This window comes from Leifsonia shinshuensis (assembly GCF_014217625.1).
Taxonomy (GTDB): Bacteria; Actinomycetota; Actinomycetes; order Actinomycetales; family Microbacteriaceae; genus Leifsonia; species Leifsonia shinshuensis_A.
Window position 1 is genome coordinate 1,049,530 of the sequence record NZ_CP043641.1, and the last position, 25,972, is coordinate 1,075,501.

Sequence of the window (25,972 nt, forward strand, 5' to 3'; positions counted from 1 at the left end):
TTACCGGAAGGTGAACTGCAGCCTGTGACTACCCCCAGAAAGGGTGCTTCACGCTGAGGATCCTCCGATGCGGGGCCGCCGACCGATAGGGTCGGGGCACCCGAACGAGGAGCCCGATGAGCCAGTTGCCGCCGCCCGGCTGGTACCCCGACGCCGACACCCGGTTCCAGCGCTGGTGGGACGGCCTCCGCTGGACCGACGCCGTGCGCCCGCTCGCCCCCTCGCTGCCGGTCGCCGGCCCTCCCCCGACCAACGGCCTCGCCACGGCGTCGCTCGCCGCCGGCGTCGTCGCCGCGGCGGTCGTCGTGCTGGCGCTCACCCTCGGAGGCGGCGTCGACCCGCTGCTCGCCCTGCTGATCCTGGTCGGCGTCGGCCTGTCCGTCGGGCTCGGCATCCCGGCGCTGATCCGCGCTGGAGTCCTGCCGCAGCACCTCGGGAGGGCGCGCGCCGTCTGGGGGATCTGCCTCGGCGCCGGCGCGCTGCTGGGCTGCGTGCTCGCGGTGGCGCTGGTGTTCGGCGGCACGGGAGTGGACGGCGGGACGAACGCGCTGGGCGCGGAAGAGTGTCCGGCGGCTGCCGCGGCCTGACCTGTTGATGGACCTCGATGTGGAGGATGAAATGACCGACGACTCTGTGGCTCCTGTGCCGACGCAGGGGGTTCCGCCCGTCCCGCCTATTGCGCCTGTCGCGCCCGAGTGGGCGAGCGCGCCGCAGGCCGGCACGTGGCAGACCCAGCCGCCGGCCGCCGCGCCTGTGCCCGTCCCCGCCGAGAAGTCGCCGAAGCTCGGCCGCGTCGCGATGATCATGGCCGTCTGCGTGATCAGCCTGTCCGTGCTGGTCTCCGTGCTGCAGGGCGTGTTCGCGACGACCCTGCGCACCTACAGCACGAACGCGGGCGCCGGCTTCAACATGCACCCCGACCAGGGCTGGTTCGGCTTCCAGATGCTCGTCGGCTCGATCTTCGGCATCTGGGCTCTGACCCAGGGCATCGTGGCCGTCGCCCAGAACCGCGGCCGCCGCAACGGTATCGTCGCGATCGTCCTCGCGGCCGCCGCCCCGATCGTCAGCCTCATCGTGTGGATGGCACTGGGGTTCGCGTTCGGGCAGCACGTGCAGGGGTGAGTGCCGCGCTCCCGCCTGCGACGACAGCCCTGCTTGAATGGGAGCCATGCTCGAGCGCTGCTCCCCCGGAGACGTCGACTCGCTGACGGCGTTCCTCCGCCAGGCGGACCTCACCCTCAGCGGGCTGGACTCCCCTGGCGTGCGCCTCTGGGTGGAGCGCGCCGAGGACGGGTCGATCGTCGGCAGCACCGGGTACGAGCTGAGCGCGGACGGCGCGCACGCCCTCATCCGGAGCGTCGCGGTGGGCGCCGATCACCGATCGGGGGGCCGCGGGACGAGGCTCGCTCGGTACGCGCTCGGTCAGGCGACGCGCGAGGGCGCGACACGGGCATGGCTGTTCAGCCACCGCTCCGGGCCGTTCTGGGAGTCGCTGGACTTCGTCCGCGCCGACCGCGACGAGCTCGCGGCCGCGCTCTCTTCGACGCACCAGGTGGCGTTGTTCCGGCGGACAGGTCAGCTCGCGCACGAAGTCGCGTGGTCGCGCCGGCTGGGGTGACCAGTCACACGGGACAGCGGGCGACCCGGCACCACGCTCCGGGATGAGTGGCGGACTCCGGAAACGGCAGGCCCTGTCGATTTCCGACCCCCTCCCCCGTCGTACTGCTGAGCCGGCACCTGACGCCGGCCAGAGTCAGAAGGAGCACATCATGTCCGCTTTCGTCTTCGCTTTCCGCAACGACCCCGCTGTGAACGCCACCGAGGAGGAGATCGCCGCCTGGGGGTCCTGGTTCCAGAAGCTCGGCCCAGCGGTGACCGACATGGGCAGCCGTGTCGGCGCCACCAGCCTGCTGGGAACGTCCGCGGGAGCCAACGCCCTTTCCGGGTACGCTCTCGTCGACGCACCCGACCTGACCGCGGCGACCGCGCTGGCCGAGGGATGCCCGGGCCTCTCCTACGGCGGCAGCGTCGAGGTGGGCGAAGTCATCGCGATGTAGCCCGGCGCTCACGTTCCGCACGACAAGAGGCCCCGGCCCGTCGCCGGGGCCTTCTTCCGGTGCCCGGGCTCCTGGCGATGATCCTGTCTGTCATGCTCACCGACCCGGAACGGTCCCTCGGCGTCGTGTCGGCAGCGATCCCGTGGATCGCCGTGCTGGCGACTCTGGGTGCTGGCGAACCTGGGTGCTGGCGGAGCGTCGTTCGAGCGAGTGCGTCACCCGGGTAAGTTCTCGTCCTCCGCAACTCCGGGCTCAGCCTCAGCCGGCAGGACACGAACGCGATCAGGCAGACGTTGAGGAAGGCCCGGAGCCCCCTCCCGGATCGCGTCCCACCGAGGATCTGTCCCATCACCTCGAAGTCCGTGCGCCTCAGTGAAGTAGTGCCAGCACACGCCCGCAAGAGCAGGCGCATCCAGCATCGGAGCCACCGCCGCGATCGCCTCGGTCAACGATCTCCGGGTCCGATCCAGTGCGACGGTGAAATCGCCGAGTCGCGGCTCCCACCCTTTCTTCGCAACTGGTTTCGCCGCCCCGAGAGCCATGTACGCGTAGCCCCGGTCGTTCATCGCGAAGTAGACGGTTTCCGACGAGAGTTTGCCGAAATCGAGCGCCCACAGAACGGGGGTCCGCTCCGCGTTCCATTCGGGGATCATCGCCTCCACGAGGTAATTGGTTGCGTGTCTGACCGGCTCGACCAGGCCACTGAAGAAGCCATCCGCGTCGTCGCCCATCCAAAAATCCCATCCGGGGTCGCCCACCGAAAGAACGTAAGTCCCGCCGTGCTCGTTGCGGAACCTCGACGTCGGCTGCTCCAAGAACTCTGTGGAACGGATGACGGAGAGAGCGGCCCGCAAGCCATCTCGCTTACCGATGAGCTTGGCCGGCTTGGCCTCTTCGTCCAGGACGGAGATGAGTTCCATCCCAGTGCGCACGTTCGAACGAGCGAGCACTCGCGCGGCGTCCACGTAGTTGGTGCGTGCTTCGAACTGCGCCCGCTGCACCGCTTCCAGCATCCGCTCGCGATCCCTGATCTTCATCGCGTGCCTCCCCTGACTAACAGGTCTACGCCCCGGGATTCGCTTACGCCACATCGGGAAGACGACCGGCGCCGAGCCCATCGACGCCCGTCGTGGGCGGCACTGAGTGAACCGCGTTTCACACCGTCGCACACATACCCCGGCCGACTACTTCAACTCAGACCTGACAGCCGGCCGGTAACCCCACCGGTGGCCAGTGCGCTACCTCACAGAACGAATCCGGCGTGTCCCCCGGCTGCGCCAACGACCTCGGCCTCATAGGCACGAAAAACCCCCACATCGTGCGGATGTGAGGGTCACTTTTTCGCTGGGGTACCTGGACTCGAACCAAGAACAACTGAACCAGAATCAGCCGTGTTGCCAATTACACCATACCCCAAGGGCTTCGGGCCATGGCCCGGGCACGAGATACAACAATAGCCTATGCTCCGTCGCTTCCACAAAACGCGGGAGGGCCGGGCGAGCCGCGCCCGGCCCTGGCACGTCAGGCTGCGACGGCGGCCGTCTCCTCCTCCTCCGCCGTCGCCGCGATCGTGTCGTCCGCGGCCCGGCGGCGACGCACCGTGAGCAGGTGGCTGATGCCGATCAGCGCCAAGCCCGCGGTCGCCCAGAGTGCGAGGCGGAGGCCGTCGAAGCCGAACTGCTGGCCCGGCAGGTAGGTCAGCGCCCGCGCGGAGTCCAGCCAGGCCGCACCTGTCCAGAACGTGCTGAGGCCGGCGAAGAACGGGGGCTGCATGTTCTGCGGGAAGATGCCGCCGGAGGTCGTGACGTTGAGCATGACGAACAGCAGGGTGAGGACCGGGGTGGTCCAGCGGCCGAGCATGGGGTGAAGGCCGACACCGATGGTGATGATCCCGAACGTGTAGAGGGCCCCGAGGAGGCCGATGCTCCACTCGTTGCCGGCGAGTACGTGGAAGATCGGGCCGGCGACGACGGTGGTGATCGCCGAGACGACGACGGCGGTCGCGGCAGACACCGCGATCCGCCAGCCGATGCCGAGGCGGGCTGCGACGGCGGCGATGGCGATGGCGCTCGAATAGCCGCCGACGCTCATCGCGACCATCATGAAGAACAGGCCCTGCCCCGTCATGTCGTTCGCCGGGACCGGGCGCACATCGTCGATGGCGACGGGCAGATGCTGCTGGTACGCGATCGGGAGCAGCAGCTCCTGCGCGGCGGAGGCCTCCGCCGGGGACGCCGCGGTGGAGACGACGATCGTCGCGTGGCCGGCGTCCGTCGCGTAGGCGGCCGAGAGCGTCCCGTCGGCGACCTCCGCCTTGGCCTTCGCGAGTGTCGTGACGGTGCTCACATCGAGCGCAGAGGGCGCCTTGTCGTTGAGGGCCTGCGCGAAGACGTCGGCCGCGGGACCCTGGCCGACGATCCCGACCGGGATGCTGTCGGGCTGAGCGGCGTGGAACGCGCCGAGGTACGCCAGCGCCATCCCTGCCGCGAGGAACAGCGGGATGACGATGTGCGAGCCGAGTGTCTTCCAGAAGGCGGCGGGCGGCCAGAAGCGCGGAGGCCGGGCGACGGCGGGGACAGGGGTGATGCGGTGCGCGGACATGGGGTGAGCGGGATCCTCTCGACAGCTAAGTTGCAGAGAGCAACGTACGATAATTCGTTGTATTGTGCAACTCGCCGCCGATAGGCTGAGAAGATGACGCCTCCGACAGCGCCGGACCCCCGCGACCCGATCGCCCGCGTGCAGCGCGAACTGCTCACCGTCGGCCGCCGCGGCACCGCGCGCGTGCGCCGTGAGGACGAGGCGCTCTCCGTCGTGGACCGGTCGCTGCTGACGTTCATCCAGGACAACCCGGGCTGCCGCGCGATCGACATCGCGACGCACTTCCAGCTGAACCGCTCCACCGTCTCGCGGCAGCTCGCCGGCCTCCTGGAGCACGGCTACGTCGCGGCCGACGAGGAGGCGTCGGGAGGCTCACGCGGCATCGCCCTCCGGCTCACCCCCGCCGGCAGCCGGGCCTTCGATCAGAGCACGCGCACAGTGCTGGACTCGGTCGCGCGCCGGCTCGAGGGCTGGTCGGAGGCCGACCTGGAGGCCTTCGCGCGCATGCTGGAGCGCTACAACGCGGCCCCCGACGAGTGACCCGCGCGCCGCGATTCGTGCCGAATGTCGCGAATCGCGGTGCGAGACGCGCGATTCGTGACGAATGTCGCGGCGGCTAGAGGACCGCGTTCTCGTCGACCGCGATGCCGATGAGGTCGCGGTTCACGGCGGCCGCGACCACGGCCCCCGAGCCCGCCGCCACGATCAACTGCTGCGGCCCCGGCGCCGTCGTCTCCCCCGCCGCGTACACCCCCGGCAGCGACGTGCGCCCGTGCGCGTCCGTCACCAGGTAGCCGTCGGTGTCCCTGTCGAGGTCGAGCCCGTCCGCGAACGACAACGCGGGAGTCCACACCGGCCGCACGAAGCCGCCCGCGCGCGGCACGACGGTGCCGTCCGTCAGCCGGACGCCGGTCATGACGCCCTTCTCCCCCACGACGTCCTCGATCGGCCGGCGCTCGACGCCCACACCGAGCCGGGCGAGCGCGCGCTCCTCGTCGTCGCCGATGGGCGCGACGCCGTTGGTGAAGACGATCAGGTCGTCCGTCCACTGGGTGAGCAGCAGCGCGCGCTCGGCCAGGTCCGTCGTCTCGCCGATCAGCGCGAGCGGTTCGCCGGCCTTCTCGTAGCCGTCGCACTCGAGGCAGCTGTGCAGCTGGGTGCCGTAGAACGCGCGCAGGCTCGGGAGGGCGGGCATCGTCTCGGTCACGCCGGTGGCGATGACCACGGTCTGCGCCACAGCGTCCACGTCGGCGCCGCCGCGCACCCCGGCGCCGCGCACACGGAAACCGTCCGCGTCCACGGTCACCGAGCCCACCTGCGCGAACACGACGTCCGCGTCGTCGTAGCCGGAAACCTCCTCGCGGCCGAGGCGGCGCAGCTCCGCGGGAGGCACGCCGTCGCGGCTGAGGAAGCCGTGCGCCTGCAGCGTCGCCGCGTGCCGCGGCCGGTTGCCGTCGACGACCAGCACCCGCCGGCGGGCGCGCGCGAGGTTCAGCGCGGCACTGAGGCCGGCCGGGCCGCCCCCGACGACGATGACTTCGACGCTGACCGCCACGGGGCGTCCTAGCCCAGGCTCGCCGACAGCGCGTCCAGCCGGGCGAGCGACTCGGCCTTGCCCAGGATCTCCATCGACTCGAAGAGCGGAGGCGACACCCGGCGGCCCGAGACGGCGACGCGCAGCGGCCCGAAGGCGACGCGCGGCTTCAGGCCCAGGGCCTCCACCAGGGCGTCGCGGAGGGCGGCCTCGATCTCGTCGTGGGTCCACGACGACTCCGGCACGACCTCCAGGGCGCCGATCGACGCGGCCAGCACCTCGCCGGCGTTGTCGGGCAGCGACTTCCTGGCGTCGTCCTCGATCGTCAGCGACGCGGAGTCGGTGAACAGGAAGCCGAGCATGCCAGGCGTCTCGCCGAGGAGCTGCACCCGCTCCTGGACCAGCGGCGCAGCCTCCGCCAGCACCGCGCGCTGCGCGTCCGTCAGCGGCTCGCTGAGCACACCGGCCGCGACCAGGTACGGGATGGTCCGATCGGCGAAGTCCCCGACCTCCAGCAGCCGGATGTGGTCGCCGTTGATCGACTCGGCCTTCTTCTGGTCGAAGCGAGCCGGGTTGGGGTTCACGTCGGCGACGTCGAACGCCGCGACCAGCTCGTCGATCGAGAACACGTCGCGGTCGTGGGTCAGCGACCAGCCGAGGAGCGCCAGGTAGTTGACCAGGCCCTCCGGGATGAAGCCGCGGTCGCGGTGGTGGAACAGGTTCGACTCCGGGTCGCGCTTGGAGAGCTTCTTGTTGCCCTCGCCCATCACGTACGGGAGGTGCCCGAAGCGCGGCACGAAGGTGGTCACGCCGGCGTCGATGAGCGCGTGGTAGAGCGCGATCTGGCGCGGCGTGGACGACAGCAGGTCCTCGCCGCGGAGCACGTGCGTCACGCCCATGAGCGCGTCGTCCACCGGGTTCACGAAGGTGTAGAGCGGGTGACCGTTCGGCCGCACCACGACGAAATCGCTGAACGAGCCGGCCGGGAAGGTGATCTCGCCGCGCACCAGGTCGTCGAAGCTGAGGTCGTCGTCCGGCACCCGCAGGCGCAGCGCCGGCTCGCGGCCCTCCGCGCGATAGGCGGCCTTCTGGTCCTCGGTGAGGTCGCGCTCGAAGTTGTCGTAGCCGAGCTTCGGGTCGCGGCCGAGCGAGACGTTGCGCGCCTCGATCTCCTCGCCCGTGGCGAAGCTCTCGTAGATGTGGCCGGAGGCCTTCAGCCGCTCGATCAGGTCGCGGTAGATGTCGTACCGCTGCGACTGCCGGTAGGGCTCGTTCGGCCCGCCGACGTCGATGCCCTCGTCCCAGTCGAGGCGCAGCCAGCGAAGCGCGTCGATGATCATCGCGTACGACTCCTCGCTGTCGCGCGCGGCGTCGGTGTCCTCGATGCGGAAGATCAGCTTGCCGCCGGTGTGCCGCGCGTACGCCCAGTTGAACAGGGCGGTGCGGATCAGGCCGACGTGCGGGGTGCCGGTGGGCGACGGGCAGAACCGGACGCGGACATCCGCGCCGGTCGCGGTCGAGAAGGGGTGCGAAACGTTGTCAGACATACCTTTGGAATCCTACTTGGGAGCGCGCACCGGATTCACCAGCGAGCCGACGCCTTCGACCTCCACCTCGACGGTGTCGCCCGCGACGATCGGCCCGACGCCGGCCGGGGTCCCGGTGAGGATGACGTCGCCGGGCAGCAGCGTGAAGACGCTCGACGCGTACGCGATGATCGAGGGGATGTCGTGCACCATCTCGGAGATGCGCGCCTCCTGCTTGAGTTCGCCGTTGACCCGGGTACGCAGGAACGCCTCCGGGTTCAGCTCGGTCTCGATCACCGGCCCGAGCGGGCAGAAGGTGTCGAAGCCCTTCGCGCGGGTCCACTGGCCGTCCGACTTCTGCAGGTCGCGGGCGGTCACGTCGTTGGCCACCGTGTAGCCGAAGATGTGCTCGGCGGCCTTCTCCTCCGGCACATGCCGGGCGATCTTGCCGATCACGACGGCCAGCTCGCCCTCGTACTCGACCTGCTGCGACTGCGGAGGCAGCAGGATGGCGTCGCCGAGGCCGATCACGGCCGTGTTGGGCTTGAGGAACAGCAGCGGCTCGCCCGGAGCCTCCCCGCCCATCTCGGCGGCGTGCTCGCGGTAGTTCTTGCCGACCGCGACGACCTTCGACCGCGGGATGACCGGCGCCAGCAGCGAGCCGACCTGGCCGAGCGGCACGCGCTCCCCCGTCGTGTCGAAGCCGGAGAACAGCGGATCGCCGGCGAGGACGACCAGGGCGTCGTCGTCGACGATGCCGTAGTCGATCACCGGGGTCTGCTCGGAGGGACGGGTGTGGCTGAACCGTGCGATCTTCACGCGTTCGAGCCTAGCGCCGCGACGATGCGGGCGACGGCCGGGGTGGGGACACCGTCCCGGGCGCCGATGCGCAGCAGCGCGCCGCCGATCGCGTCCAGCTCGGTCGGGTGGCCGTCGGCGAGGTCCTCCTGCAGCGAGGTGCGCATCCCGCCCGGGACGCTGTGCAGGACGCGGACGAGGTCGAGCGCGGAGGCAGGCACGCCTTCCGCCGTCGAGCACGCGACGATCTCGGAGACGACCGCCTCGGTCAGCTCCGGGTCTTCGCTGAGCGCCGGTCCCGCCGACTGCCGCCAGTAGGAGGTCAGCAGAGCGAGCGAGGACAGCAGCCGGAACTTCGCCCACAGCACCTCCGCCTCCGTGCCGCCGACCTTCACCCGCGGCCCGGCGCCGGCGAGGCCGCGGATCGAGGCGAAGCCGCCCGCGGCCTCCGGCGCCTCGATGTTCACGAACGGGCTGCGGTGGTCGATCACCGTCGTGGAGGCCCGCAGGGCGGACACCGCGACGGACGCGCCGGCGACCGGGACGCCGGGCAGCGCCTCCCGCAGCGGCCCCATGTGCTCGACGCCGTTGAGGAACGACACCACCTCGCTCGGCCGGGCGGCCGCGATGCCGGGGAGGACGTCCTCCAGCCCGTACGCCTTGGTGGCGACGATGACGCTCGCGCCTTCCGGCACCTCGGTCGCCGCCGAGACGCGCTCGACGCCGTCGCCGAACGTGGCGCTGCGCACCTCGATGCCGTCCGCACGGATGGCCTCGACCGTCGCGGGACGGCCGACCGCGACGACATCGTGCCCCGCGCGCGACAGCAGCCAGGCGAACAGGCCGCCGACGGCTCCGGGACCGACGACGGCGAAGACGGGTTCAGCAGCGCTCATGGCTCGATCGTAGCCAGCCGTCAGAGCGCGGACAGCCCCCAGGGCGCGCCGTCGAGGGCGAGCAGCACGTCCGCGGTGGCGGCGATCGCGGGGACGGCGTCGGAGCCCGCGGCGGCGACCAGGTTGATCGTGCGGTGGTCGCGGTTCGCGGTCGGGCGCAGGACGACGCCCTCCACCGCTCCCGCCGAGCCGACCGCGAGCGCCGGGAGCAGAGCCACGCCGACGCCCTCGGCGACCATCCGCAGCACGGCGATGAAGTTGTCCGTCTCGTAGGCGATCCGCGGCGCGTAGCCGCAGGCGTCGGTGAGCTCCAGCAGGTGGCCGCGGCAGCGCGGGCAGCCGCCGATCCAGGAGGCCGACGCCAGTTCGGCGAGGTCGACGCGCTTTCCCGCCGCGAGCGGGTGGTCGGCGCGCAGGGCGACCAGCATCTCGTCCTTCCAGAGCGGGACGACGGCGAGCCCGCGGGCGCTCTCCCGGTGCGGGTCGACGCGGTCGCCCGGGTAGCTGAACGTGATGGCGAGGTCGGCCGTCTGGTCGCGCACGGCGGCGACGGCCTCCGGAGGCTCGGCCTCCAGGTAGGTGATCCGGACGCCCGGGTGCTCGGCCTCCATCGTGTTGAGCAGCCGCGGGACGAGGGAGGACGACGCCGACGGGAACCCGGCCAGCCGGACCCGGCCGGTGCGCAGGCCGCGCAGGTCGGCGAGCTCGCCGGCGGCGGCGTCCAGGGCCGTCGTGACCGCGCGGGCATGCCGGGCGAGGACGCGACCGGCCTCGGTGAGCCGGACGCCGCGGCCGGCGCGGGCGACCAGCGGCATCCCGATGCGGCCCTCCAGGCGTCGCAGGTGCTGGCTGATCGCGGGCTGGCTGTAGCCGAGCGACTCGGCGGCGCGGGTGATCGAGCCGTGGTCGGCGATCGCGCGCACCACGCGGAGGCTGTGGGAGTCGAGGTCGTCGAGCAGCATGCAGGAATCATAACTCCGGGTGATGGATGCGATTCAACACCTGTTCTGGTGTGATGTGTGAGGGTCGCTCAGGATGGATGCCATGCCCGAATCCCCGACCCTGCGCGCGCCCGCGGCCGCCGCAGCAGCCGCCCCGGTCTTCCGCGACGCCTTCGCCTCCGGCGCCGGCTACCTCGCCGCCTGCACGCAGGGCCTCCCCACCCGCGCAACGGTGGAGGCCACACGCATCGACCTGGAGCGCTGGGCACGCGGCGAGGCCACGCCCGGCGACTACGACGCCGCCATCGCCCGCGCACGCTCCGCGTTCGCCCGCCTGGCCGGCGTGACGGTGGAGGATGTGGCGATCGGGTCGCAGGCGTCGGTGCTGGCCTCCCTCATCGCGGCCTCCGCCCCGGACGGCGCCGTGGTGGTCTGCCCCGAGGGCGACTTCGCCTCCATCGTCGCCCCGTTCCAGGCCCAGGCGCACCGCGGCGTCCAGGTCAGGGAGGTCGCCCTGGCCGGCCTCGCGGACGCCATCGACGGCGACACCTGGCTGGTGGCCTTTTCCCTCGTGCAATCCGCGATCGGCGAGCATGCCGACGCCGACGCGATCCTCGCCGCCTGCGCCCGCACCGGCACGCTGAGCCTCGCCGACCTCACCCAGGCGCTCGGCTGGCTGCCGGTGGACGCCTCCCGGTTCGACTTCACCATCACGCACGCCTACAAGTGGCTGTGCGCGCCGCGCGGCAGCGCCTTCCTCACCGTGCGGCCCGCGCTGCGGGACGCCCTCACCCCGGTGCACGCGGGCTGGTACGCGGGCGAGGACCCGTGGACCTCCTGTTACGGACCACTGCTGTCGGCCGCATCCTCCGCGCGGCGCTTCGACGTGTCGCCCGCGTGGCCGGTGTGGCCGGGGACGGCCGCGGCGCTGGAGTTCTTCGCGTCGCTCGACCCGGCCGTGGTGCGCGCGCACGCGACCGGGCTCGCAGACCGGCTCGCGGCTGCGCTCGACCTGACCGACGCGCGCGGCGACGCCGTCCGCGGCCGCGCCATCCTCACCTGGCCGGACGCGGACGGCGCGGACCTCGCCGCGCTCACCGCCGCCGGCCTCCGCGCCTCCGGCCGCGCCGGCCGCGCCCGCGTCGCCTTCCACCTCTGGAACACCCACGACGACGTCGACCGCGTCCTCGCCTCCCTCGCCCACTGACCGCGCGTCCCGCAACCACCGAAGGGCACGTAAACGCCCCTAAAACGTGGTTTTAGGGGCGTTTACGTGCCCTTCGAGTGCGGGAGACTACGCGTCGAGGCGCATCATCCAGCCGTGACGGTCGCGCTCGCGGCCGTACTGGATGTCCGTCAGCTCCTTGCGCAGCGACATCGTCAGCTCGCCCGGGGCGGCGGTGATGTCGCCGACGGTGAACGTGTCGGACTTCAGCTCGCCGATCGGCGTGATGACCGCGGCGGTGCCGCAGGCGAACACCTCGACGATGTCGCCGGACTCCACGCCGTCGCGCCACTCGTCGATCGTCACCCGGCGACGCTCCACCGTGTGGCCGCGGTCGCGCGCGAGCTGCAGCACCGAGTCGAGCGTGATGCCTTCGAGGATGCTGTCCGACTCGGGCGTCACCAGCGTGCCGTCCTTGTACACGAGCACGACGTTCATCCCGCCGAGCTCCTCGATGTACTTCCCCTCGACGGAGTCGAGGAACAGCACCTGCGCACAGCCGTGCTCGTATGCCTCGGCCTGCGGCAGCAGGCTCGACGCGTAGTTGCCGCCGGTCTTCGCCGCTCCGGTGCCGCCCTTGCCCGCGCGCGACCAGTGGTCGGACAGCCAGATGGAGACCGGGGCGACGCCGCTCGGGAAGTACGCGCCCGCCGGCGAGGCGATCAGGTAGAACGCCACCTTGTTCGCCGGCCGCACACCGAGGAAGGCCTCCTTGGCGAACATGAACGGGCGCAGGTAAAGGCTCGTCTCCTCGCGCCCCGGCACCCAGTCGCCGTCGACCGCGACGAGCTGCTTGAGCGCGTCGAGGAAGTGCTCGACCGGCAGCTCGGGCAGCGCCAGGCGGTAGGCCGAGCGCTGCATGCGCGCCGCGTTCGCCTCCGGGCGGAAGCTCCAGATCGAGCCGTCCTCGTGACGGTAGGCCTTCAGGCCCTCGAAGATCTCCTGCGCGTAGTGCAGCACGGCGGCCGACGGGTCGAGCTGGATGGGCCCGTACGGAGAGACCCGCGGCCGGTGCCAGCCGCCCTTGGCCGACCAGCACAGGTCGACCATGTGGTCGGTGAAGTAGTTGCCGAAGCCGGGGTTCGCGAGGATCTCCTCGCGCTCGGCCGCACTGCGCGACGACTCGTTGCGCGTGACGTTCCAGAGGAGGCCGGCCGTCTCGGTGGGTCCGGAGGTGAGGTTGATGCTGGTGGAGGTCATTGGGTGTCCTTTTGTGCGATGCGTCAATTCTGCGCCACGCGGGCCGCGATCGCGTCGCCCACTTCGGAGGTCGTGCGCGCGGCGCCGCTGCGGGCGGCGAGGTCGGACGTCACCGCCTGCTCGACCCGCTCGGCGAACTCCTGGGCGCCGAGGTGGCGGAGGAGGAGCGCGACGGAGAGGATCGCGGCGGTGGGGTCGGCCTTCTGCTGGCCGGCGATGTCGGGGGCCGATCCGTGAACCGGTTCGAACATGCTCGGGAATTCGCCCGCGGGGTTGATGTTGCCCGAGGCGGCCAGTCCGATGCCGCCGCTGATCGCGGCCGCGAGGTCGGTGAGGATGTCGCCGAAGAGGTTGTCCGTGACGATCACATCGAATCTAGCAGGATCCGTCACCAGGAAGATGGTTGCCGCGTCGACGTGGAGGTAGTCCACGGCCACGTCGGGGTGCTCGGCCGCCACCGCATCCACGATCCGCTTCCAGAGCCCACCCGCGAACGTGAGCACGTTGGTCTTGTGCACCAGGGTCAGCTTCTTGCGGCGCTTCTCCGCCTGCTCGAAGGCGTAGCGCACGACGCGCTCCACGCCGTAGGCGGTGTTGACCGAGACCTCGTTGGCGATCTCGTGCGGTGTGCCCTGGCGGATCGCACCGCCGTTGCCGACGTACGGGCCCTCGGTCCCCTCACGGACGACGACGAAGTCGACCTCCCCGGGGTTCGCCAGCGGGCTCGCGATGCCGGGGAACAGGGTGGTCGGCCGCAGGTTGACGTAGTGGTCGAGCGAGAAGCGCAGTTTCAGGAGCAGCCCGCGCTCGATGTTGGCGCCGGCCAGCCGCGGGTCGCCCGGCTTGCCGCCGACCGCGCCGAGCAGGATGGCGTCGTGACCCGCGATCGCGGCGAGGTCGTCGTCGGTGAGCACGTCGCCGGTCGCCAGATAACGGTCGGCGCCGAGCGAGAAGTGCGTCTTCGCGAACGCGAGGTCGCTGCCCGCCGTGACCGCGTCGAGCACCTTGACCGCCTCCGCGACCACCTCCGGACCGATTCCGTCCCCGGGGATGACGGCGAGTTTGACGGTTGTGCTCATGACGCTCCTGCACTGATCGGTGGGCGGACGGTCCCCCTACACTATCGCCGTGCCGGCCGCCCCCGCGCCCGTCAGCCGCGCACGCGCCGCAGCGTGACGAGCGCCAGCACGGCGGCCGTCAGCATGAGCCCGGCGCCGATGGAGGCCGTCAGCGCGATGCCGCTGTCGAACGCGTGGCGCGCCGACGCCAGCAGCTCGGCCGCCGTCGTACCCGGGAGGCCGTGGGCGACCGTCACCGCACCGCCGAGCGTGTCCGCGGCGGCCGTCGCGTCGGCCGGGCTCAGCCCGGCGGGAAGCACGATCGCGGCGCGGTACGACGCGATGATGATGCTGCCGAGCGTCGCCGTGCCGAGCACCGCGCCCAGCTCGTACGCCGTCTCGGACACCGCCGACGCCGCGCCCGCCTTGTCCGCCGGAGCGGTCGAGACGATGAGCTCGTTCGACACGGTCTCCGCCGCGCCGATCCCCGCGCCGAGCAGCACGAACGCCGCGAGCAGGATCCCCCACGACGCGTCCCCGCCGCTCACGGCGACGAGCAGGTAGCCCGCGGCCGAGACGCAGAGGCCGCCCGCGATCACGAGGCCGGGCCGCAGCCGCCGCGCCACCGGCACGACGAGGAGACCGGACACGATCATGGTCGCGAGCCCCGGCAGCAGTACCATCCCCGCGCGCATCGGCGGCATCCCGAGCACCAGCTGGAGGTGCTGCGACACGAAGAACAGGAAGCCGACCAGCGCGATCACGCTGAGCAGGTTGATCAGCACGGCCCCGGTGAACGCGGGCACCCGGAACAGTCGCATGTCGAGCATCGGCACCGGCCGCCGGAGCTGACGCCGGACGAACAGCACCCCGGCGCTCACCCCGACGAGCACGGCGAGCACCGGCACGAGCGCGAAGCCGTGCACCGCGAACTCCTTGATCCCGTACACGATCGGCGCCATCGTCACGAGCGACAGCAGGATGGACACCACATCCACCGGCCCCGGCGAAGGATCGCGCGACTCGCGCACGAGCAGCGGCGTGAGCACCAGCAGCGGGATGAGCACGGGCACGGCGAGCAGGAAGACCGAGCCCCACCAGAAGTGCTCGATCAGGAGGCCTCCGACGATCGGGCCGAGCGCGGAGCCTGCCGCGAAGCCCGCCGCCCAGATCGCGATGGCGACGCGGCGCTGCTCGCGGTCCTGGAACACGCTGCGCAACAGCGACAGCGTGGAGGGCATCAGCATCGCGCCGAACACGCCGAGCAGCGCCCGCGCGCCGATCAGCAGCTCGGCCGTCGGCGCGAACGCGGCGGCGGCGGAGACGGCGGCGAACCCGGTCGCGCCGATCAGCAGTACCGTGCGGCGGCCGATGCGGTCGCCGAGGCTGCCCATCGCGACCAGGAGGCCGGCGAGCACGAGCGGGTAGACGTCCACGATCCAGAGCATCTGCGTGGAGGACGGCCGCAGCGCCTCGGTGATGGCCGGGAGGGCGAAGCCGAGGACGGTGTTGTCGACCGACACCAGCAGGACGGGGAGCATGAGGACGACCAGGGCAACCCAGGCGCGCGCACCGGCGCGGGCCGGCGTGGGCGCAGGGGGCTGCGCCGTCTGCTCGGCGGCCGGAGTGCGGTCGGGGCGGGTGGTCGAGGTCATGAGATTACTGTACCGTCCGGACGGTACAGTAGTCAACGACGAGCGAGACGATGACCGCTGGAGACGATGACCGCGGGAGACGATGACACGGTCGCGCTGGTCGTCGCGGCTAGCATGGCCCCATGTCCTCCCCCGCCTCACCGGCGTCCACTTCTTCCGCCCCCACCTCTCGCTCCGCGCGCGATCGCATCCTCGACTCCTTCGAGGACCTGCTCGCCGAGCAGAGCGAGCGGGCGGCGACGCTGGAGGCCGTGGCCGCGCGGGCCGGCGTCTCCAAGGGCGGACTGCTCTACCACTTCGCGTCGAAGGACGCCCTGGTCGACGGCGTCCTGGAGCGGTTCGCGGCCGACCTGGCGGAGGACATCGAGCACATGCGGGCGGCTCCCGACGGCCCGGTGGCCTACTTCCTGCGCACTTCCATCCCCTCCGACAACCGGCTGGAGCGCGTGATCGTCGCCATCGCCCGGCTCGCCCAGGCGTCGGACGCCCGTGCGAGCGACGCGCTCGCCGACGCGCAACGGCAGTGGCTCAGCGAGCTGGAGGCCGTCGTCGGCGACCGGATGGTGGCGCGCACGATCATGCTGATCGGCGACGGGATGTACTACAACACCGCGCTGCTTCCGGCGGCGAACACCGTGCTGCGCGACGAGACCGACCTCCAGGAGCTGATCGGGCTGGTCGAGCGGCTCAGCGCGCGGGACTGAGGGCGCTCAGGCGCCGCCCGCGGCGAGCAGCCGCAGCAGCGACCGCCGGGTCCGGTCGTCGCCCGCGGTGCCGATCGCGCGGCGCAGTTCGGCCTCCGACCCCGCTCGGTCCCCGGCGAGCCGCAGCAACTCGGCTCGCGCGGCGTGCGTCCGGGAGGACAACGGGCCGGCGAACAGGTCGGGCTCGCCGTCCAGCGCAGCGAGGGCGACCTCTGGTCCGGCGTCCGGACTGTGCGCGAGCGCGACCAGGCGTCCGAGGCGCGCCGACGCGCTCGGCCAGATCCGTACCAGCCCGTCGTAGAGCCGGACGATCGCGGGCCAGTCGGTGTCCCCCCAGGTCGGCGCGATCGCGTGCAGCCCGGCGATGCCCGCCTGGAGGCCGTAGCGGCCGTCCCCGTCGGCCATGCCGTCGAGTGCGACGGTCGCCAGCCGCTCCCCCTCGACCATCATCGGCACATCCCACCGGGTCCGGTCGGCCTCGCGCAGCGTCGCGAATTCGTCGTCTGCGGTCAGCCGGGTCGCCTGGCGCGCCTCGGTGAGCAGCAGGAGGCCGAGCAGCCCGGCGCTCTCGGCGTCGCCTGCGACCCGGTGCGCGTCGCGCGCGAGGGCGATCGCGTCAGCGCGCAGCCGGTCGTCCGCGGTCGCGTGCCCCACCGTGTACAGCAGGTAGATCGTCGTCAGCGCGTCGGGCATCCGGACGGCGACGGCAGCCGGGTCGTCGAGGGCGAACCGGAGGCCGGAGTCGTGGACGCGCTTCTTGGCACGGGTGAGCCGGGCTGCCATCGTCGGCTCGGAGATGAGGAAGGCGTCCGCGATCCGCGCGGTCGGCACGCCGCAGACGTGCCGCAGCGCCAGGGCGACGCGCGTCTCCGGTGCGAGGTCGGGATGCGCCACGAGCAGGATGAGGTCCAGTCGCTCATCGCCGGTGAACACGGCTGCACCTCCCCTCTCCTCCGCAGCGGCGACGGCCGCTCCCTGGGCGCGCTCGGCCTCCGCGGCCAGCATCGGCGCCACGCGACGGGCGGTCCATTCGCGCCGCAGCGCGTCGAGCGCGACCCGGCGCGCGACCGTCGTGATCCAGGCCGCGGGATTCCGCGGCTCGCGGCCGCGCGCCGCCTCGGCGACGGCGCGCGCGAATGCCTCCTGCACCGCGTCCTCCGCGAGCAGGAGGTCGCCCGTCGTGCGCGCGACCGCGCCGAGGATGCGGGCGGCGTCCTCGCGGTAGGCGCGCTCGATCCGGCCGGCCGCGGTCACGGCCCCGCCTTCACGTGGCCGGCCCCATCGTGCGCGGCCGCCCTCAGCGCACCGTGTCGAGCACCAGCACCGGGTACAGCTCCACCCAGCCTCCGGTCGGCACCATCGCGGCCAGCTCCCTCGCCTGCTCGGGCGTCGACGCCGTGAAGCTGTAGAAGCCGGTGACGACCTCCCGGGTCTCGCCGAACGGTCCGTCCGTGATGAGCGGGGAACCGCCCTCGCGGGGCGTGATCTTCGTCGCCTTGGTGATCGGCTGCAGGGCGCCGGTGGCGACGACCCGCTCACCGGCGGCGACAACGGCGTCCTGGAACGCCTTGTGGCCGGCCATGCCCGCCTGCCACTCCTCCGCCGTCATCGCCTCTGGGTCCCAGTCCGGCTCGCGGATGAGCAGAACGTACTCGTCGGACATCGTGGTCTCCTCACGTCATCAGGATGCCGTCCCGTCTGGGACGACACCCTTACGACGCAAGTCAACTGCCGAAATCGACAGCGCGACAACCTTTTCGTCGAGGGGCACGTAAACGCCCCTAAAACGCGGTTGTAGGGGCGTTTAGGTGCCCCTCGACGGAGATCAGGACTCGGTGATGTCGATCTCCTGCATCAGGTCGGCGTGGATCGCGACGCGGACCGTCTCGAGCAGGCCCTCCGGCACGCGCGAGTCGACGGTGAGCACGCTCAGCGCCTTGCCGCCGGCGGAGGTCCGCGCGATCTGCATGCCGGCGATGTTGATCTTCGCCTCGCCGAACTCGTGGCCGTAGACCGCGACGATGCCGGGGCGGTCGTCGTAGACCATGACGATCAGGTGCTCGGCGATCGGCACCTCCACGTCGTAGCCGTTGATCTCCACGACCTTCTCGATCTGCTTCGTGCCGGTGAGCGTGCCGGAGACCGACACCTGCGAGCCGTCGCTGAGCGCGCCGCGCAGGGTGATCAGGTTGCGGTACTCCTCGCTGACCGAGTCGGTGATCAGGCGGACCTCGATACCGCGCTGCTCGGCGAGCAGTGGCGCGTTCACGTACGACACCGTCTCCGAGACGATGTTGGTGAAGATGCCCTTGAGGGCCGCGAGCTTCAGGACGCTGACGTCGTAGTCGACGAGCTCGCCGCGGACCTCGACGTCGATGCTGGTCAGCGGGCTGTGCGCGAGGCCGGAGAACACCTGGCCGAGCTTCTCGACCAGCGGGATGCCGGGCCGCACGTACGGGTCGATGACGCCGCCGGCGACGTTGACCGCGTCGGGCACCAGCTCACCGGACAGCGCGAGTCGCACCGACTTCGCGACGGAGACGCCCGCCTTCTCCTGCGCCTCGTCGGTCGACGCGCCGAGGTGCGGCGTGACGACGACGTTCTCGAGCTCCAGCAGCGGCGAGTCCGTCGGAGGCTCGCTCACGAAGACGTCGAGGCCGGCTCCGGCGATGGTCTTCGTGCTCAGAGCGCGGTAGAGCGCGTCCTCGTCGATCAGGCCGCCGCGGGCGACGTTGACGACGAACGCCGTCGGCTTCATCTGCGCGAGCTGGTCGTCGGAGATCATCCCGGTGGTCTCCGGGGTCTTCGGCATGTGGATGGTGATGAAGTCCGCGTCGGTGAGGAGCTCATCCAGGCTGACGAGCTGCACGCCCAGCTGCTGCGCGCGAGCGCTCGTGACGTACGGGTCGTACGCGATCACCTTGGTGCCGAACGCCTGCAGGCGGGCGGTGATCAGCGCGCCGATGCGGCCGAGGCCGATGATGCCGACCGTCTTCTCGTAGAGCTCCACGCCGGTGTACTTGGACCGCTTCCACTGCCCCTGCGCGAGGGCGCTGTGCGCGGCGGGGATGTGCCGGGCGAGGCTCAGGATGTGGCCGACGGTGAGCTCAGCGGCCGAGATGATGTTGGAGGTCGGCGCGTTGACGACCATGACGCCCGCGTTGGTCGCGGTCTTGATGTCGACGTTGTCGAGCCCGACGCCCGCGCGGGCGATGACGCGCAGCTTCGGGGCGGCAGCGATGACCTCGGCGTCGACCTTGGTGGCGGAGCGCACCAGGATGGCGTCCGCGTCGGAGACGGCGGAGAGGAGGGCGGGCCGATCGGTTCCGTCGACGCTTCGGATCTCGAAGTCCGGCCCGAGGGCGTCGACGGTGGCGGGCGAAAGTTCTTCGGCGATCAGCACGACCGGCTTTGTCACGTGGCAGTTCCTTACAGGGAGGCTGGCTTGGGAGAAGATGCGCAGCAGTCGTCGGTGCGCGGGTTGCTTAACTCTAGCGGGAGCGCAACGCTGCCTTTCGCCGCGTTACGAAGCCCTGACCTCCGCAGCGGCGACCGCCTCGCGCACCGTGATCGGGTCGGTGATGTCGTACGCCGCGTCGCCGCCGCCCGGTCCGCTCGGCGCGCCCGACACCGACTCACGGGCCGAGAGATGCACCGCGTCGACGCCTGCGGCGATGAGCGCGTGGATGTCCTGCACGCGCACTCCCCCGCCCGCCATCACCTGGAGCCGGCCGCCGACCCGCTGGGCCAGCGCCCGCAGCCCGTCGACGCCGTCGACGCTGCGCGCTGCTCCGCCGGAGGTGAGGATGCGCGTCACGCCGAGATCCGCGAGCGTGTCGGCCGCCGCGAGCGGATCACGCAGGGTGTCGAAGGCCCGGTGGAAGGTCACATCGAGGCCGCCTGCCTCGGCCTCGAACCGGCTGACCGCGTCCCGGTCGATCCGGCCGGCTTCGTCCAGCGCGCCCACGACCACCCCGGCCGCGCCGGCCTCCCGCGCGAAGCGGATGTCGGCTGCGATGGTGTCCAGTTCGTCGGAGTCGTACACGAATCCGCCACCGCGTGGCCGCACGAGCACGTGGACGAAGCCCGCGCGGCCGTCCTCATTCGCCTCTTCGACCGCGGCACGGACCAGCCCCGCGGAGGGGGTCAGCCCGCCGAGTCCGAGCGCGACGCACAGCTCGACCCGGTCGGCGCCCTCCGCGAGTGCGACGCGCACCCCCGCGACATCCTGGACGGCGATCTCGACGGCGGTGCGGCGGGGCTCAGGCATGCGGCCCACGATAGCGGCATTCCCGACAGCCGGGCCGGGGCGTAGCGTCGGGAGCAGAGACAGCCGGCACGGGAGGAGGCCGTCATGCAGGCGAGTATCGGAGACCGGATCTGCATCCGGGGCACCCACGTGGAGTCCGCCGACCGCCACGGCTCGGTGATCGAGGTGCGCGGCGACGACGGAGCGCCGCCGTACCTGGTCCGGTTCGACGACGGGCACGAGACGCTGGTCTACCCGGGCACGGACGCCGTCATCGAGCACAGCGCGGCGTGAACGCCGGACGGGGCCGCACCGAATCTCGATGCGGCCCCGTCCGTGATGCCGTGGTTCAGCGCGGCTGGATCAGCGCGCGACCTCGCCGTCGACGTAGTCGTCGTCGTTGGACGCGTTCCAGGCGAAGAGCTTGCGCAGCTCGCGGCCGGTCGCCTCGATGGGGTGCTGCTCGCCCTTCTTGCGGAGCTCCAGGAACTCGGGCGCGCCGGCGTCCTGGTCGGCGATGAAGCGCTTCGCGAAGGTGCCGTCCTGGATGTCGGAGAGCACCGCCTTCATGTTCTCCTTCACGTGCGGGTCGATGACGCGCGGGCCGGAGACGTAGTCGCCGTACTCTGCGGTGTCGGAGACGCTCCAGCGCTGCTTGGCGATGCCGCCCTCCCACATCAGGTCCACGATGAGCTTGAGCTCGTGCAGGACCTCGAAGTAGGCGACCTGCGGCTGGTAGCCAGCCTCGGTCAGGGTCTCGAAGCCGTACTGGACGAGCTGCGAGACACCGCCGCAGAGCACGGCCTGCTCGCCGAACAGGTCGGTCTCGGTCTCCTCGGTGAAGGTGGTCTTGATGCCGCCGGCGCGCAGGCCGCCGATTCCCTTCGCGTAGGAGAGGACGAGCGGCCAGGCGTTGCCGGTCGCGTCCTTCTCGACGGCCACGATGACGGGGACGCCGCGGCCGGCCTCGTACTCGCGGCGCACCGTGTGGCCGGGGCCCTTGGGGGCGACCATGATCACGTCGACGCCCTCCGGCGCCTCGATGTAGCCGAAGCGGATGTTGAAGCCGTGGCCGAAGACGAGGGCGTTGCCCTCCTCGAGGTTGGCCTGGATGTCGTCCTTGTAGAGGTTCCGCTGCACCTGGTCCGGCGCGAGGATGACGACGACGTCGGCCCAGTTGGCGGCGTCGGCGGCGGAGAGGACGCGGAAGCCCGCCTCCTCGGCCTTCGGCTTGGACTTCGAGCCTTCCTTGAGGCCGATGACGACCTCGACGCCCGAGTCGCGGAGGTTCTGCGCGTGCGCGTGGCCCTGCGAGCCGTAGCCGATGACCGCGACCTTCTTGCCCTGGATGATCGAGAGGTCCGCGTCGTTGTCGTAGTAGATCTCAGCCACTGTGTGGGTTCTCCTTGTTCGTGTGGTTCGGTTCTAGTTTTTGAAGACGCGCTCGGTGATGGACTTTCCGCCGCGGCCGATCGCGAGGAGGCCCGACTGGGCCATCTCCTTGATCCCGTAGGGCTCCAGCACCTTGAGCAGCGCCTGGGTCTTGCCGCTGTCGCCGGTGACCTCGATCACGAGGGCGTCGGTGGCCACGTCGACGACGCGGGCGCGGAAGAGGTTGACCGCCTCCAGCACCTGGGAGCGGGTCGAGTTGTCGACCCGCACCTTGATGAGCAGGTGCTCGCGCTGGACCGACTGCGCCGGATCCAGCTCGACGATCTTGATGACGTTGATCAGCTTGTTGAGCTGCTTGGTGACCTGCTCCAGCGGCAGCTCCTCGACGTCCACCACGACGGTGATGCGCGAGAGGCCGTCGACCTCGCTCGTGCCCACCGCGAGCGAGTGGATGTTGAAGCCGCGCCGCGCGAACAGGCCGGCGACCCGGGTCAGCAGACCGGGCTTGTCCTCGACGAGGAGGCTCAGAACGTGTGTGCTCATGGGGGTCACTCCTCTCCGAAGGCGGGGCTGTGGTCGCGTGCGTACTGCACGTAGCTGTTGCTGACGCCCTGCGGCACCATCGGCCACACCATGGCGTCGGCGCTGACGACGAAGTCGATGACGACCGGGCGGTCGTTCGTCTCCAGGGCCAGCTTGATGGCGGCGTCCACCTCTTCTTCCTTCGTGACGCGGATGCCGAGGGCGCCGTACGCCTCGGCGAGGGTCACGAAGTCGGGCACGCGAACGGTGTCGTGGCCCGTGTTGAGGTCGGTGTTCGAGTAGCGGCCGTCGTAGAACAGCGTCTGCCACTGGCGCACCATCCCGAGCGACGAGTTGTTGATGATCGCCACCTTGATCGGGATGTTGTTGATCGTGCAGGTGGCCAGCTCCTGGTTGGTCATCTGGAAGCAGCCGTCACCGTCGATCGCCCACACGACGCGGTCGGGCTGGGCGACCTTGGCGCCCATCGCGGCCGGCACCGAGTAGCCCATCGTGCCCGCTCCGCCGGAGTTGAGCCACGAGTTGGGGCGCTCGTACTTGATGAACTGCGCCGCCCACATCTGGTGCTGGCCGACGCCGGCGGTGTAGATGCCCTCCGGCCCGGTCAGCTCGCCGATCCGCTGGATGACGTGCTGCGGCGCGAGCAGGCCGTCGCTGGTGGGCGTGTACCCGAGCGGGAACTCCTCGCGGAGGCCGTTGAGGTACGTCCACCACTCGACCAGGTCGGGTGCGGTGCTGCGGGTGGCCTCCTGGTAGGCCGCGGTCAGATCGACGATGACGTCCTTGGCATCGCCGACGATGGGGACGTCGGCGACTCGGATCTTGGAGATCTCGGCGGGGTCGACGTCGACGTGCACGATCTTCGCGTCCGGCGCGAAGAGGGAGGTGTTGCCGGTGACCCGGTCGTCGAAGCGCGCTCCGAGCGACACGATCAGGTCGGACTCCTGCAGGGCGAGCACCGCCGGCACCGTGCCGTGCATGCCGGGCATGCCGAGGTGCTGCTTGTGCGTGTCGGGGAACGCCCCGCGCGCCATCAGCGTGGTGACCACGGGGATGCCGGTCGCCTCGGCGAGCTCCAGGAGCTCCTGCGAGGCGCGCGAGCGGATGACGCCGCCGCCGACGTACAGCACCGGCTTCTTCGACTCCACCAGCAGCTGGGCGGCGGCGAGGATCTGCTTGCCGTGCGCCTTGGTGATCGGGCGGTAGCCGGGCAGGTCGATCTTGGGCGGCCAGACGAAGGGCACGGCGTTCTGCTGCGCGTCCTTGGTGATGTCCACGAGCACCGGTCCCGGTCGTCCCGTCCCGGCGATGTGGTACGCCGCGGCGATCGTGGCCGGGATGTCCTCGGCCTTCTTGACCAGGAACGAGTGCTTGGTGATCGGCATCGTGATGCCCACGATGTCGGCCTCCTGGAACGCGTCCGTGCCCATGAGGGTGGAGAACACCTGGCCGGTGATGAACACGACGGGGACGGAGTCCATGTGCGCGTCCATGATCGCGGTGACGAGGTTGGTCGCGCCGGGGCCCGAGGTCGCCATGGCGACGCCGACCTTGTTCGCGGCGACGGCGTAGCCTTCGGCCGCGTGGCCGCCGCCCTGTTCGTGCCGGACCAGGATGTGACGGATCACGGAGGAGTCCATGATCGCGTCGTAGATGGGGAGGATCGCACCGCCCGGCAGCCCGAAGACGTCGGTGACGCCGAGGAGCTCGAGGGTGCGGACGACCGACTGGGAGCCGGTCAGGAGTTCGGGCGACGCCTTGCCGGGCGCCGCGGACGGCAACACTGAACTGGGGGTTGCATCCGGCGTCATGCCTTATCGATCCCTTACGTGCGAAGCGGTTGATGAATCTGAGTGGGGCGAAGGGCTACCCCGTGACCGCGCCCTCCGCAGCGGAGCGCACGAGCTTGGAGTACTTCGCGAGAACGCCACGGGTATAGCGCGGAGGAAGAGGTGCCCAGCCTTCACGGCGGGCGGTCAGCTCTGACTCGTCGACAAGTAGGTCGAGGGAGCGAGCCGCGATATCGACCCGTATCAGATCACCATCGCGCACGAAGGCGATGGGACCTGCGTCCACCGCTTCGGGTGCTATGTGGCCGATGCACAGGCCGGTTGTGCCGCCTGAGAATCGTCCGTCCGTCAATAGTAGTACATCCTTGCCGAGGCCTGCGCCCTTGATGGCGGCGGTGATCGCCAGCATCTCGCGCATGCCGGGGCCGCCCTTCGGGCCCTCGTAGCGGATGATGACGACGTCGCCGGCGCTGATGCGTCCCTCGGTGAGGGCGTCCATCGCGGCGCGCTCGCGCTCGAAGACCCGCGCTGGGCCCTCGAACACGTCGGCGTCGAAGCCGGCCGTCTTGACGACAGCGCCCTCCGGGGCGAGCGAGCCCTTGAGGATGGTGAGGCCGCCGGTCGGGTGGATGGGGTTGTCCAGCGAGCGCATGACGTTGCCGTCCGGCGCGGGCGGGTTGATCTCCGCCAGGTTCTCCGCGACGGTCTTGCCGGTCACGGTGAGGCAGTCGCCGTGCAGCAGGCCGGCGTCGAGCAGGGCCTTCATGACGACGGGGACGCCGCCGTGCCGGTCGACGTCGTTCATGACGTACTTGCCGAACGGCTTGAGGTCGCCGATGTGCGGGACCTTGTCGCCGATCCGGTTGAAGTCGTCGATCGTGAGCTCGACCTCGGCCTCGTTCGCGATCGCCAGCAGGTGGAGGACGACGTTGGTCGAGCCGCCGAACGCCATGGCGACGGCGATCGCGTTCTCGAAAGCCTTCTTGGTGAGGATGTCGCGCGCGGTGATGCCCTGCTTGAGCAGGTTGACCACGGCCTCGCCCGAGCGGTGGGCGAAGTAGTCGCGGCGGCGGTCCGCCGAGGGCGGCGCGGCCGAGCCCGGGAGGCTCATCCCGAGCGCCTCGGCGACGCTCGCCATCGTGTTGGCGGTGTACATGCCGCCGCAGGCGCCCTCGCCGGGGGCGATGGCGCACTCGATGCGCTTGAGGTCTTCCTCGCTCATCTTGCCGGCCTTGCACGCGCCGACCGCCTCGAACGAGTCGATGATCGTGACGTCCTTCTCGGTGCCGTCGCTGAGCTTCACCCAGCCCGGAGCGATCGAGCCCGCGTAGAGGAAGACGGCCGAGAGGTCGAGCCGCGCGGCCGCCATGAGCATGCCGGGCAGCGACTTGTCGCAGCCGGCCAGCAGCACGGTGCCGTCGAGGCGCTCGGCCATCATGACGGTCTCGACCGAGTCGGCGATGACCTCGCGGGAGACCAGGGAGAAGTGCATGCCCTCGTGGCCCATCGAGATGCCGTCGGAGACGGAGATGGTGCCGAACTGGAGCGGGTAGCCGCCTCCGGAGTGCACGCCCTCCTTGGCGCCCTGCGCGAGACGGTCGAGCGAGAGGTTGCAGGGCGTGATCTCGTTCCACGAGCTGGCGATGCCGATCTGCGGCTTCTCCCAGTCAGCGTCGCCCATGCCGACTGCCCGCAGCATCCCGCGGCTGGTCGTGGCTTCGATTCCGTCAGTGACGACGCGCGAACGCGGCTTCCAATCGATCTCTGGCATGTGACAACTCTAGGACCGTTTGGATTCCCGGT

26 protein-coding genes and 1 tRNA gene are annotated in these 25,972 nt (G+C 70.9%); 8 read left to right on the forward strand and 19 right to left on the reverse strand.

Features of this window, described 5'->3' with window-relative positions; all coding sequences use genetic code 11:
* The first annotated feature begins 116 nt into the window (after positions 1-116).
* The 4 genes from F1C12_RS22585 to F1C12_RS05080 all read left to right on the forward strand — a co-directional run bounded on the left by F1C12_RS22585 (position 117) and on the right by F1C12_RS05080 (position 2,057).
* The gene (locus F1C12_RS22585; protein WP_219732682.1) at positions 117-587 is read left to right on the forward strand and encodes a DUF2510 domain-containing protein; all 471 of its coding nucleotides are present in this window, start codon (positions 117-119) and stop codon (positions 585-587) included.
* Between the two features lie 31 nt (positions 588-618).
* On the forward strand, positions 619-1,122 hold the full coding sequence (locus F1C12_RS05070; protein WP_185277722.1) for a DUF7544 domain-containing protein: 504 nt from the start codon (positions 619-621) through the stop codon (positions 1,120-1,122).
* A gap of 46 nt (positions 1,123-1,168) precedes the next feature.
* On the forward strand, positions 1,169-1,618 hold the full coding sequence (locus F1C12_RS05075) for a GNAT family N-acetyltransferase (RefSeq protein ID WP_185277724.1): 450 nt from the start codon (positions 1,169-1,171) through the stop codon (positions 1,616-1,618).
* 151 nt (positions 1,619-1,769) lie between these two features.
* A complete protein-coding gene (locus F1C12_RS05080) occupies positions 1,770-2,057 on the forward strand; it encodes a hypothetical protein (protein ID WP_185277725.1) in 288 nt (95 codons plus the stop codon).
* Between the two features lie 215 nt (positions 2,058-2,272).
* Here F1C12_RS05080 and F1C12_RS05085 read toward each other — a convergent pair whose 3' ends face one another.
* From F1C12_RS05085 to F1C12_RS05095, 3 genes are all read right to left on the reverse strand, one after another.
* Positions 2,273-3,094 (reverse strand): hypothetical protein, encoded by an 822-nt coding sequence (locus F1C12_RS05085; protein WP_185277727.1) that lies wholly within the window; start codon positions 3,092-3,094, stop codon positions 2,273-2,275.
* A 307-nt stretch (positions 3,095-3,401) separates the two neighbouring features.
* A tRNA-Gln gene (locus F1C12_RS05090) sits at positions 3,402-3,473 on the reverse strand.
* A 105-nt stretch (positions 3,474-3,578) separates the two neighbouring features.
* Positions 3,579-4,658, reverse strand: a complete 1,080-nt coding sequence (locus F1C12_RS05095; RefSeq protein WP_185277728.1) for a hypothetical protein — start codon at positions 4,656-4,658, stop codon at positions 3,579-3,581.
* Positions 4,659-4,751: 93 nt separating this feature from the next.
* Between F1C12_RS05095 and F1C12_RS05100 the strand changes: the two genes are divergently transcribed.
* Positions 4,752-5,198, forward strand: coding sequence for a MarR family winged helix-turn-helix transcriptional regulator (locus tag F1C12_RS05100; protein WP_185277730.1), 447 nt, complete (start codon positions 4,752-4,754; stop codon positions 5,196-5,198).
* A gap of 76 nt (positions 5,199-5,274) precedes the next feature.
* On the opposite strand, the gene F1C12_RS05105 is transcribed toward F1C12_RS05100, so the two are convergent.
* The 5 genes from F1C12_RS05105 to F1C12_RS05125 are packed head-to-tail and all read right to left on the reverse strand — an operon-like array spanning position 5,275 to position 10,374.
* Positions 5,275-6,213 carry an NAD(P)/FAD-dependent oxidoreductase gene (locus F1C12_RS05105; protein ID WP_185277731.1) on the reverse strand — a complete coding sequence of 313 codons (939 nt, stop codon included), beginning with the start codon at positions 6,211-6,213 and terminating at the stop codon, positions 5,275-5,277.
* 8 nt (positions 6,214-6,221) lie between these two features.
* Complete coding sequence (gene gltX / locus F1C12_RS05110; protein ID WP_185277733.1) at positions 6,222-7,739, reverse strand: glutamate--tRNA ligase; 1,518 nt, start codon at positions 7,737-7,739, stop codon at positions 6,222-6,224.
* 12 nt (positions 7,740-7,751) lie between these two features.
* Entirely contained in the window at positions 7,752-8,537 is a 786-nt protein-coding gene (locus tag F1C12_RS05115) for a fumarylacetoacetate hydrolase family protein (RefSeq protein WP_185277734.1), read from the reverse strand.
* The gene (locus F1C12_RS05120) at positions 8,534-9,412 is read right to left on the reverse strand and encodes a ketopantoate reductase family protein (protein ID WP_185277736.1); all 879 of its coding nucleotides are present in this window, start codon (positions 9,410-9,412) and stop codon (positions 8,534-8,536) included. Before F1C12_RS05120 ends, F1C12_RS05115 begins: the two co-directional genes overlap by 4 nt.
* A gap of 20 nt (positions 9,413-9,432) precedes the next feature.
* Complete coding sequence (locus tag F1C12_RS05125) at positions 9,433-10,374, reverse strand: LysR family transcriptional regulator (protein WP_185277737.1); 942 nt, start codon at positions 10,372-10,374, stop codon at positions 9,433-9,435.
* Positions 10,375-10,456: 82 nt separating this feature from the next.
* Between F1C12_RS05125 and F1C12_RS05130 the strand changes: the two genes are divergently transcribed.
* Positions 10,457-11,560 (forward strand): aminotransferase class V-fold PLP-dependent enzyme, encoded by a 1,104-nt coding sequence (locus F1C12_RS05130; protein ID WP_185277739.1) that lies wholly within the window; start codon positions 10,457-10,459, stop codon positions 11,558-11,560.
* A gap of 87 nt (positions 11,561-11,647) precedes the next feature.
* Here F1C12_RS05130 and F1C12_RS05135 read toward each other — a convergent pair whose 3' ends face one another.
* The 3 genes from F1C12_RS05135 to F1C12_RS05145 form a co-directional block, all read right to left on the reverse strand.
* Positions 11,648-12,778, reverse strand: a complete 1,131-nt coding sequence (locus F1C12_RS05135) for a branched-chain amino acid aminotransferase (RefSeq protein ID WP_185277741.1) — start codon at positions 12,776-12,778, stop codon at positions 11,648-11,650.
* 23 nt (positions 12,779-12,801) lie between these two features.
* Positions 12,802-13,857, reverse strand: coding sequence for a 3-isopropylmalate dehydrogenase (locus F1C12_RS05140; RefSeq protein WP_185277742.1), 1,056 nt, complete (start codon positions 13,855-13,857; stop codon positions 12,802-12,804).
* Between the two features lie 71 nt (positions 13,858-13,928).
* Positions 13,929-15,491 carry an MFS transporter gene (locus F1C12_RS05145; protein WP_185277744.1) on the reverse strand — a complete coding sequence of 521 codons (1,563 nt, stop codon included), beginning with the start codon at positions 15,489-15,491 and terminating at the stop codon, positions 13,929-13,931.
* Between the two features lie 122 nt (positions 15,492-15,613).
* Here F1C12_RS05145 and F1C12_RS05150 point away from each other — a divergent pair, with 122 nt between their 5' ends.
* Complete coding sequence (locus tag F1C12_RS05150; protein WP_185277745.1) at positions 15,614-16,195, forward strand: TetR/AcrR family transcriptional regulator; 582 nt, start codon at positions 15,614-15,616, stop codon at positions 16,193-16,195.
* Between the two features lie 6 nt (positions 16,196-16,201).
* Here F1C12_RS05150 and F1C12_RS05155 read toward each other — a convergent pair whose 3' ends face one another.
* From F1C12_RS05155 to F1C12_RS05170, 4 genes are all read right to left on the reverse strand, one after another.
* Positions 16,202-17,449, reverse strand: a complete 1,248-nt coding sequence (locus F1C12_RS05155; RefSeq protein WP_185277746.1) for an RNA polymerase sigma factor — start codon at positions 17,447-17,449, stop codon at positions 16,202-16,204.
* A gap of 43 nt (positions 17,450-17,492) precedes the next feature.
* The gene (locus F1C12_RS05160; RefSeq protein WP_185277747.1) at positions 17,493-17,858 is read right to left on the reverse strand and encodes a YciI family protein; all 366 of its coding nucleotides are present in this window, start codon (positions 17,856-17,858) and stop codon (positions 17,493-17,495) included.
* A 162-nt stretch (positions 17,859-18,020) separates the two neighbouring features.
* The gene (gene serA, locus F1C12_RS05165) at positions 18,021-19,613 is read right to left on the reverse strand and encodes a phosphoglycerate dehydrogenase (protein ID WP_185277748.1); all 1,593 of its coding nucleotides are present in this window, start codon (positions 19,611-19,613) and stop codon (positions 18,021-18,023) included.
* Between the two features lie 105 nt (positions 19,614-19,718).
* Positions 19,719-20,465: a copper homeostasis protein CutC gene (locus tag F1C12_RS05170; RefSeq protein ID WP_185277749.1), complete on the reverse strand. Its 747-nt coding sequence runs from the start codon at positions 20,463-20,465 to the stop codon at positions 19,719-19,721.
* An 84-nt stretch (positions 20,466-20,549) separates the two neighbouring features.
* On the opposite strand from F1C12_RS05170, the gene F1C12_RS05175 reads away from it, so the two are divergent.
* The gene (locus F1C12_RS05175) at positions 20,550-20,738 is read left to right on the forward strand and encodes a DUF1918 domain-containing protein (RefSeq protein ID WP_185277750.1); all 189 of its coding nucleotides are present in this window, start codon (positions 20,550-20,552) and stop codon (positions 20,736-20,738) included.
* 69 nt (positions 20,739-20,807) lie between these two features.
* On the opposite strand, the gene ilvC is transcribed toward F1C12_RS05175, so the two are convergent.
* The 4 genes from ilvC to ilvD are packed head-to-tail and all read right to left on the reverse strand — an operon-like array spanning position 20,808 to position 25,940.
* Positions 20,808-21,836 (reverse strand): ketol-acid reductoisomerase, encoded by a 1,029-nt coding sequence (gene ilvC, locus F1C12_RS05180; RefSeq protein ID WP_185277751.1) that lies wholly within the window; start codon positions 21,834-21,836, stop codon positions 20,808-20,810.
* Between the two features lie 33 nt (positions 21,837-21,869).
* Positions 21,870-22,379, reverse strand: coding sequence for an acetolactate synthase small subunit (gene ilvN, locus F1C12_RS05185; protein WP_185277752.1), 510 nt, complete (start codon positions 22,377-22,379; stop codon positions 21,870-21,872).
* Positions 22,380-22,384: 5 nt separating this feature from the next.
* The gene (locus tag F1C12_RS05190; protein WP_185277753.1) at positions 22,385-24,190 is read right to left on the reverse strand and encodes an acetolactate synthase large subunit; all 1,806 of its coding nucleotides are present in this window, start codon (positions 24,188-24,190) and stop codon (positions 22,385-22,387) included.
* A 55-nt stretch (positions 24,191-24,245) separates the two neighbouring features.
* On the reverse strand, positions 24,246-25,940 hold the full coding sequence (gene ilvD / locus F1C12_RS05195; RefSeq protein ID WP_185277754.1) for a dihydroxy-acid dehydratase: 1,695 nt from the start codon (positions 25,938-25,940) through the stop codon (positions 24,246-24,248).
* Positions 25,941-25,972 lie beyond the last annotated feature (32 nt).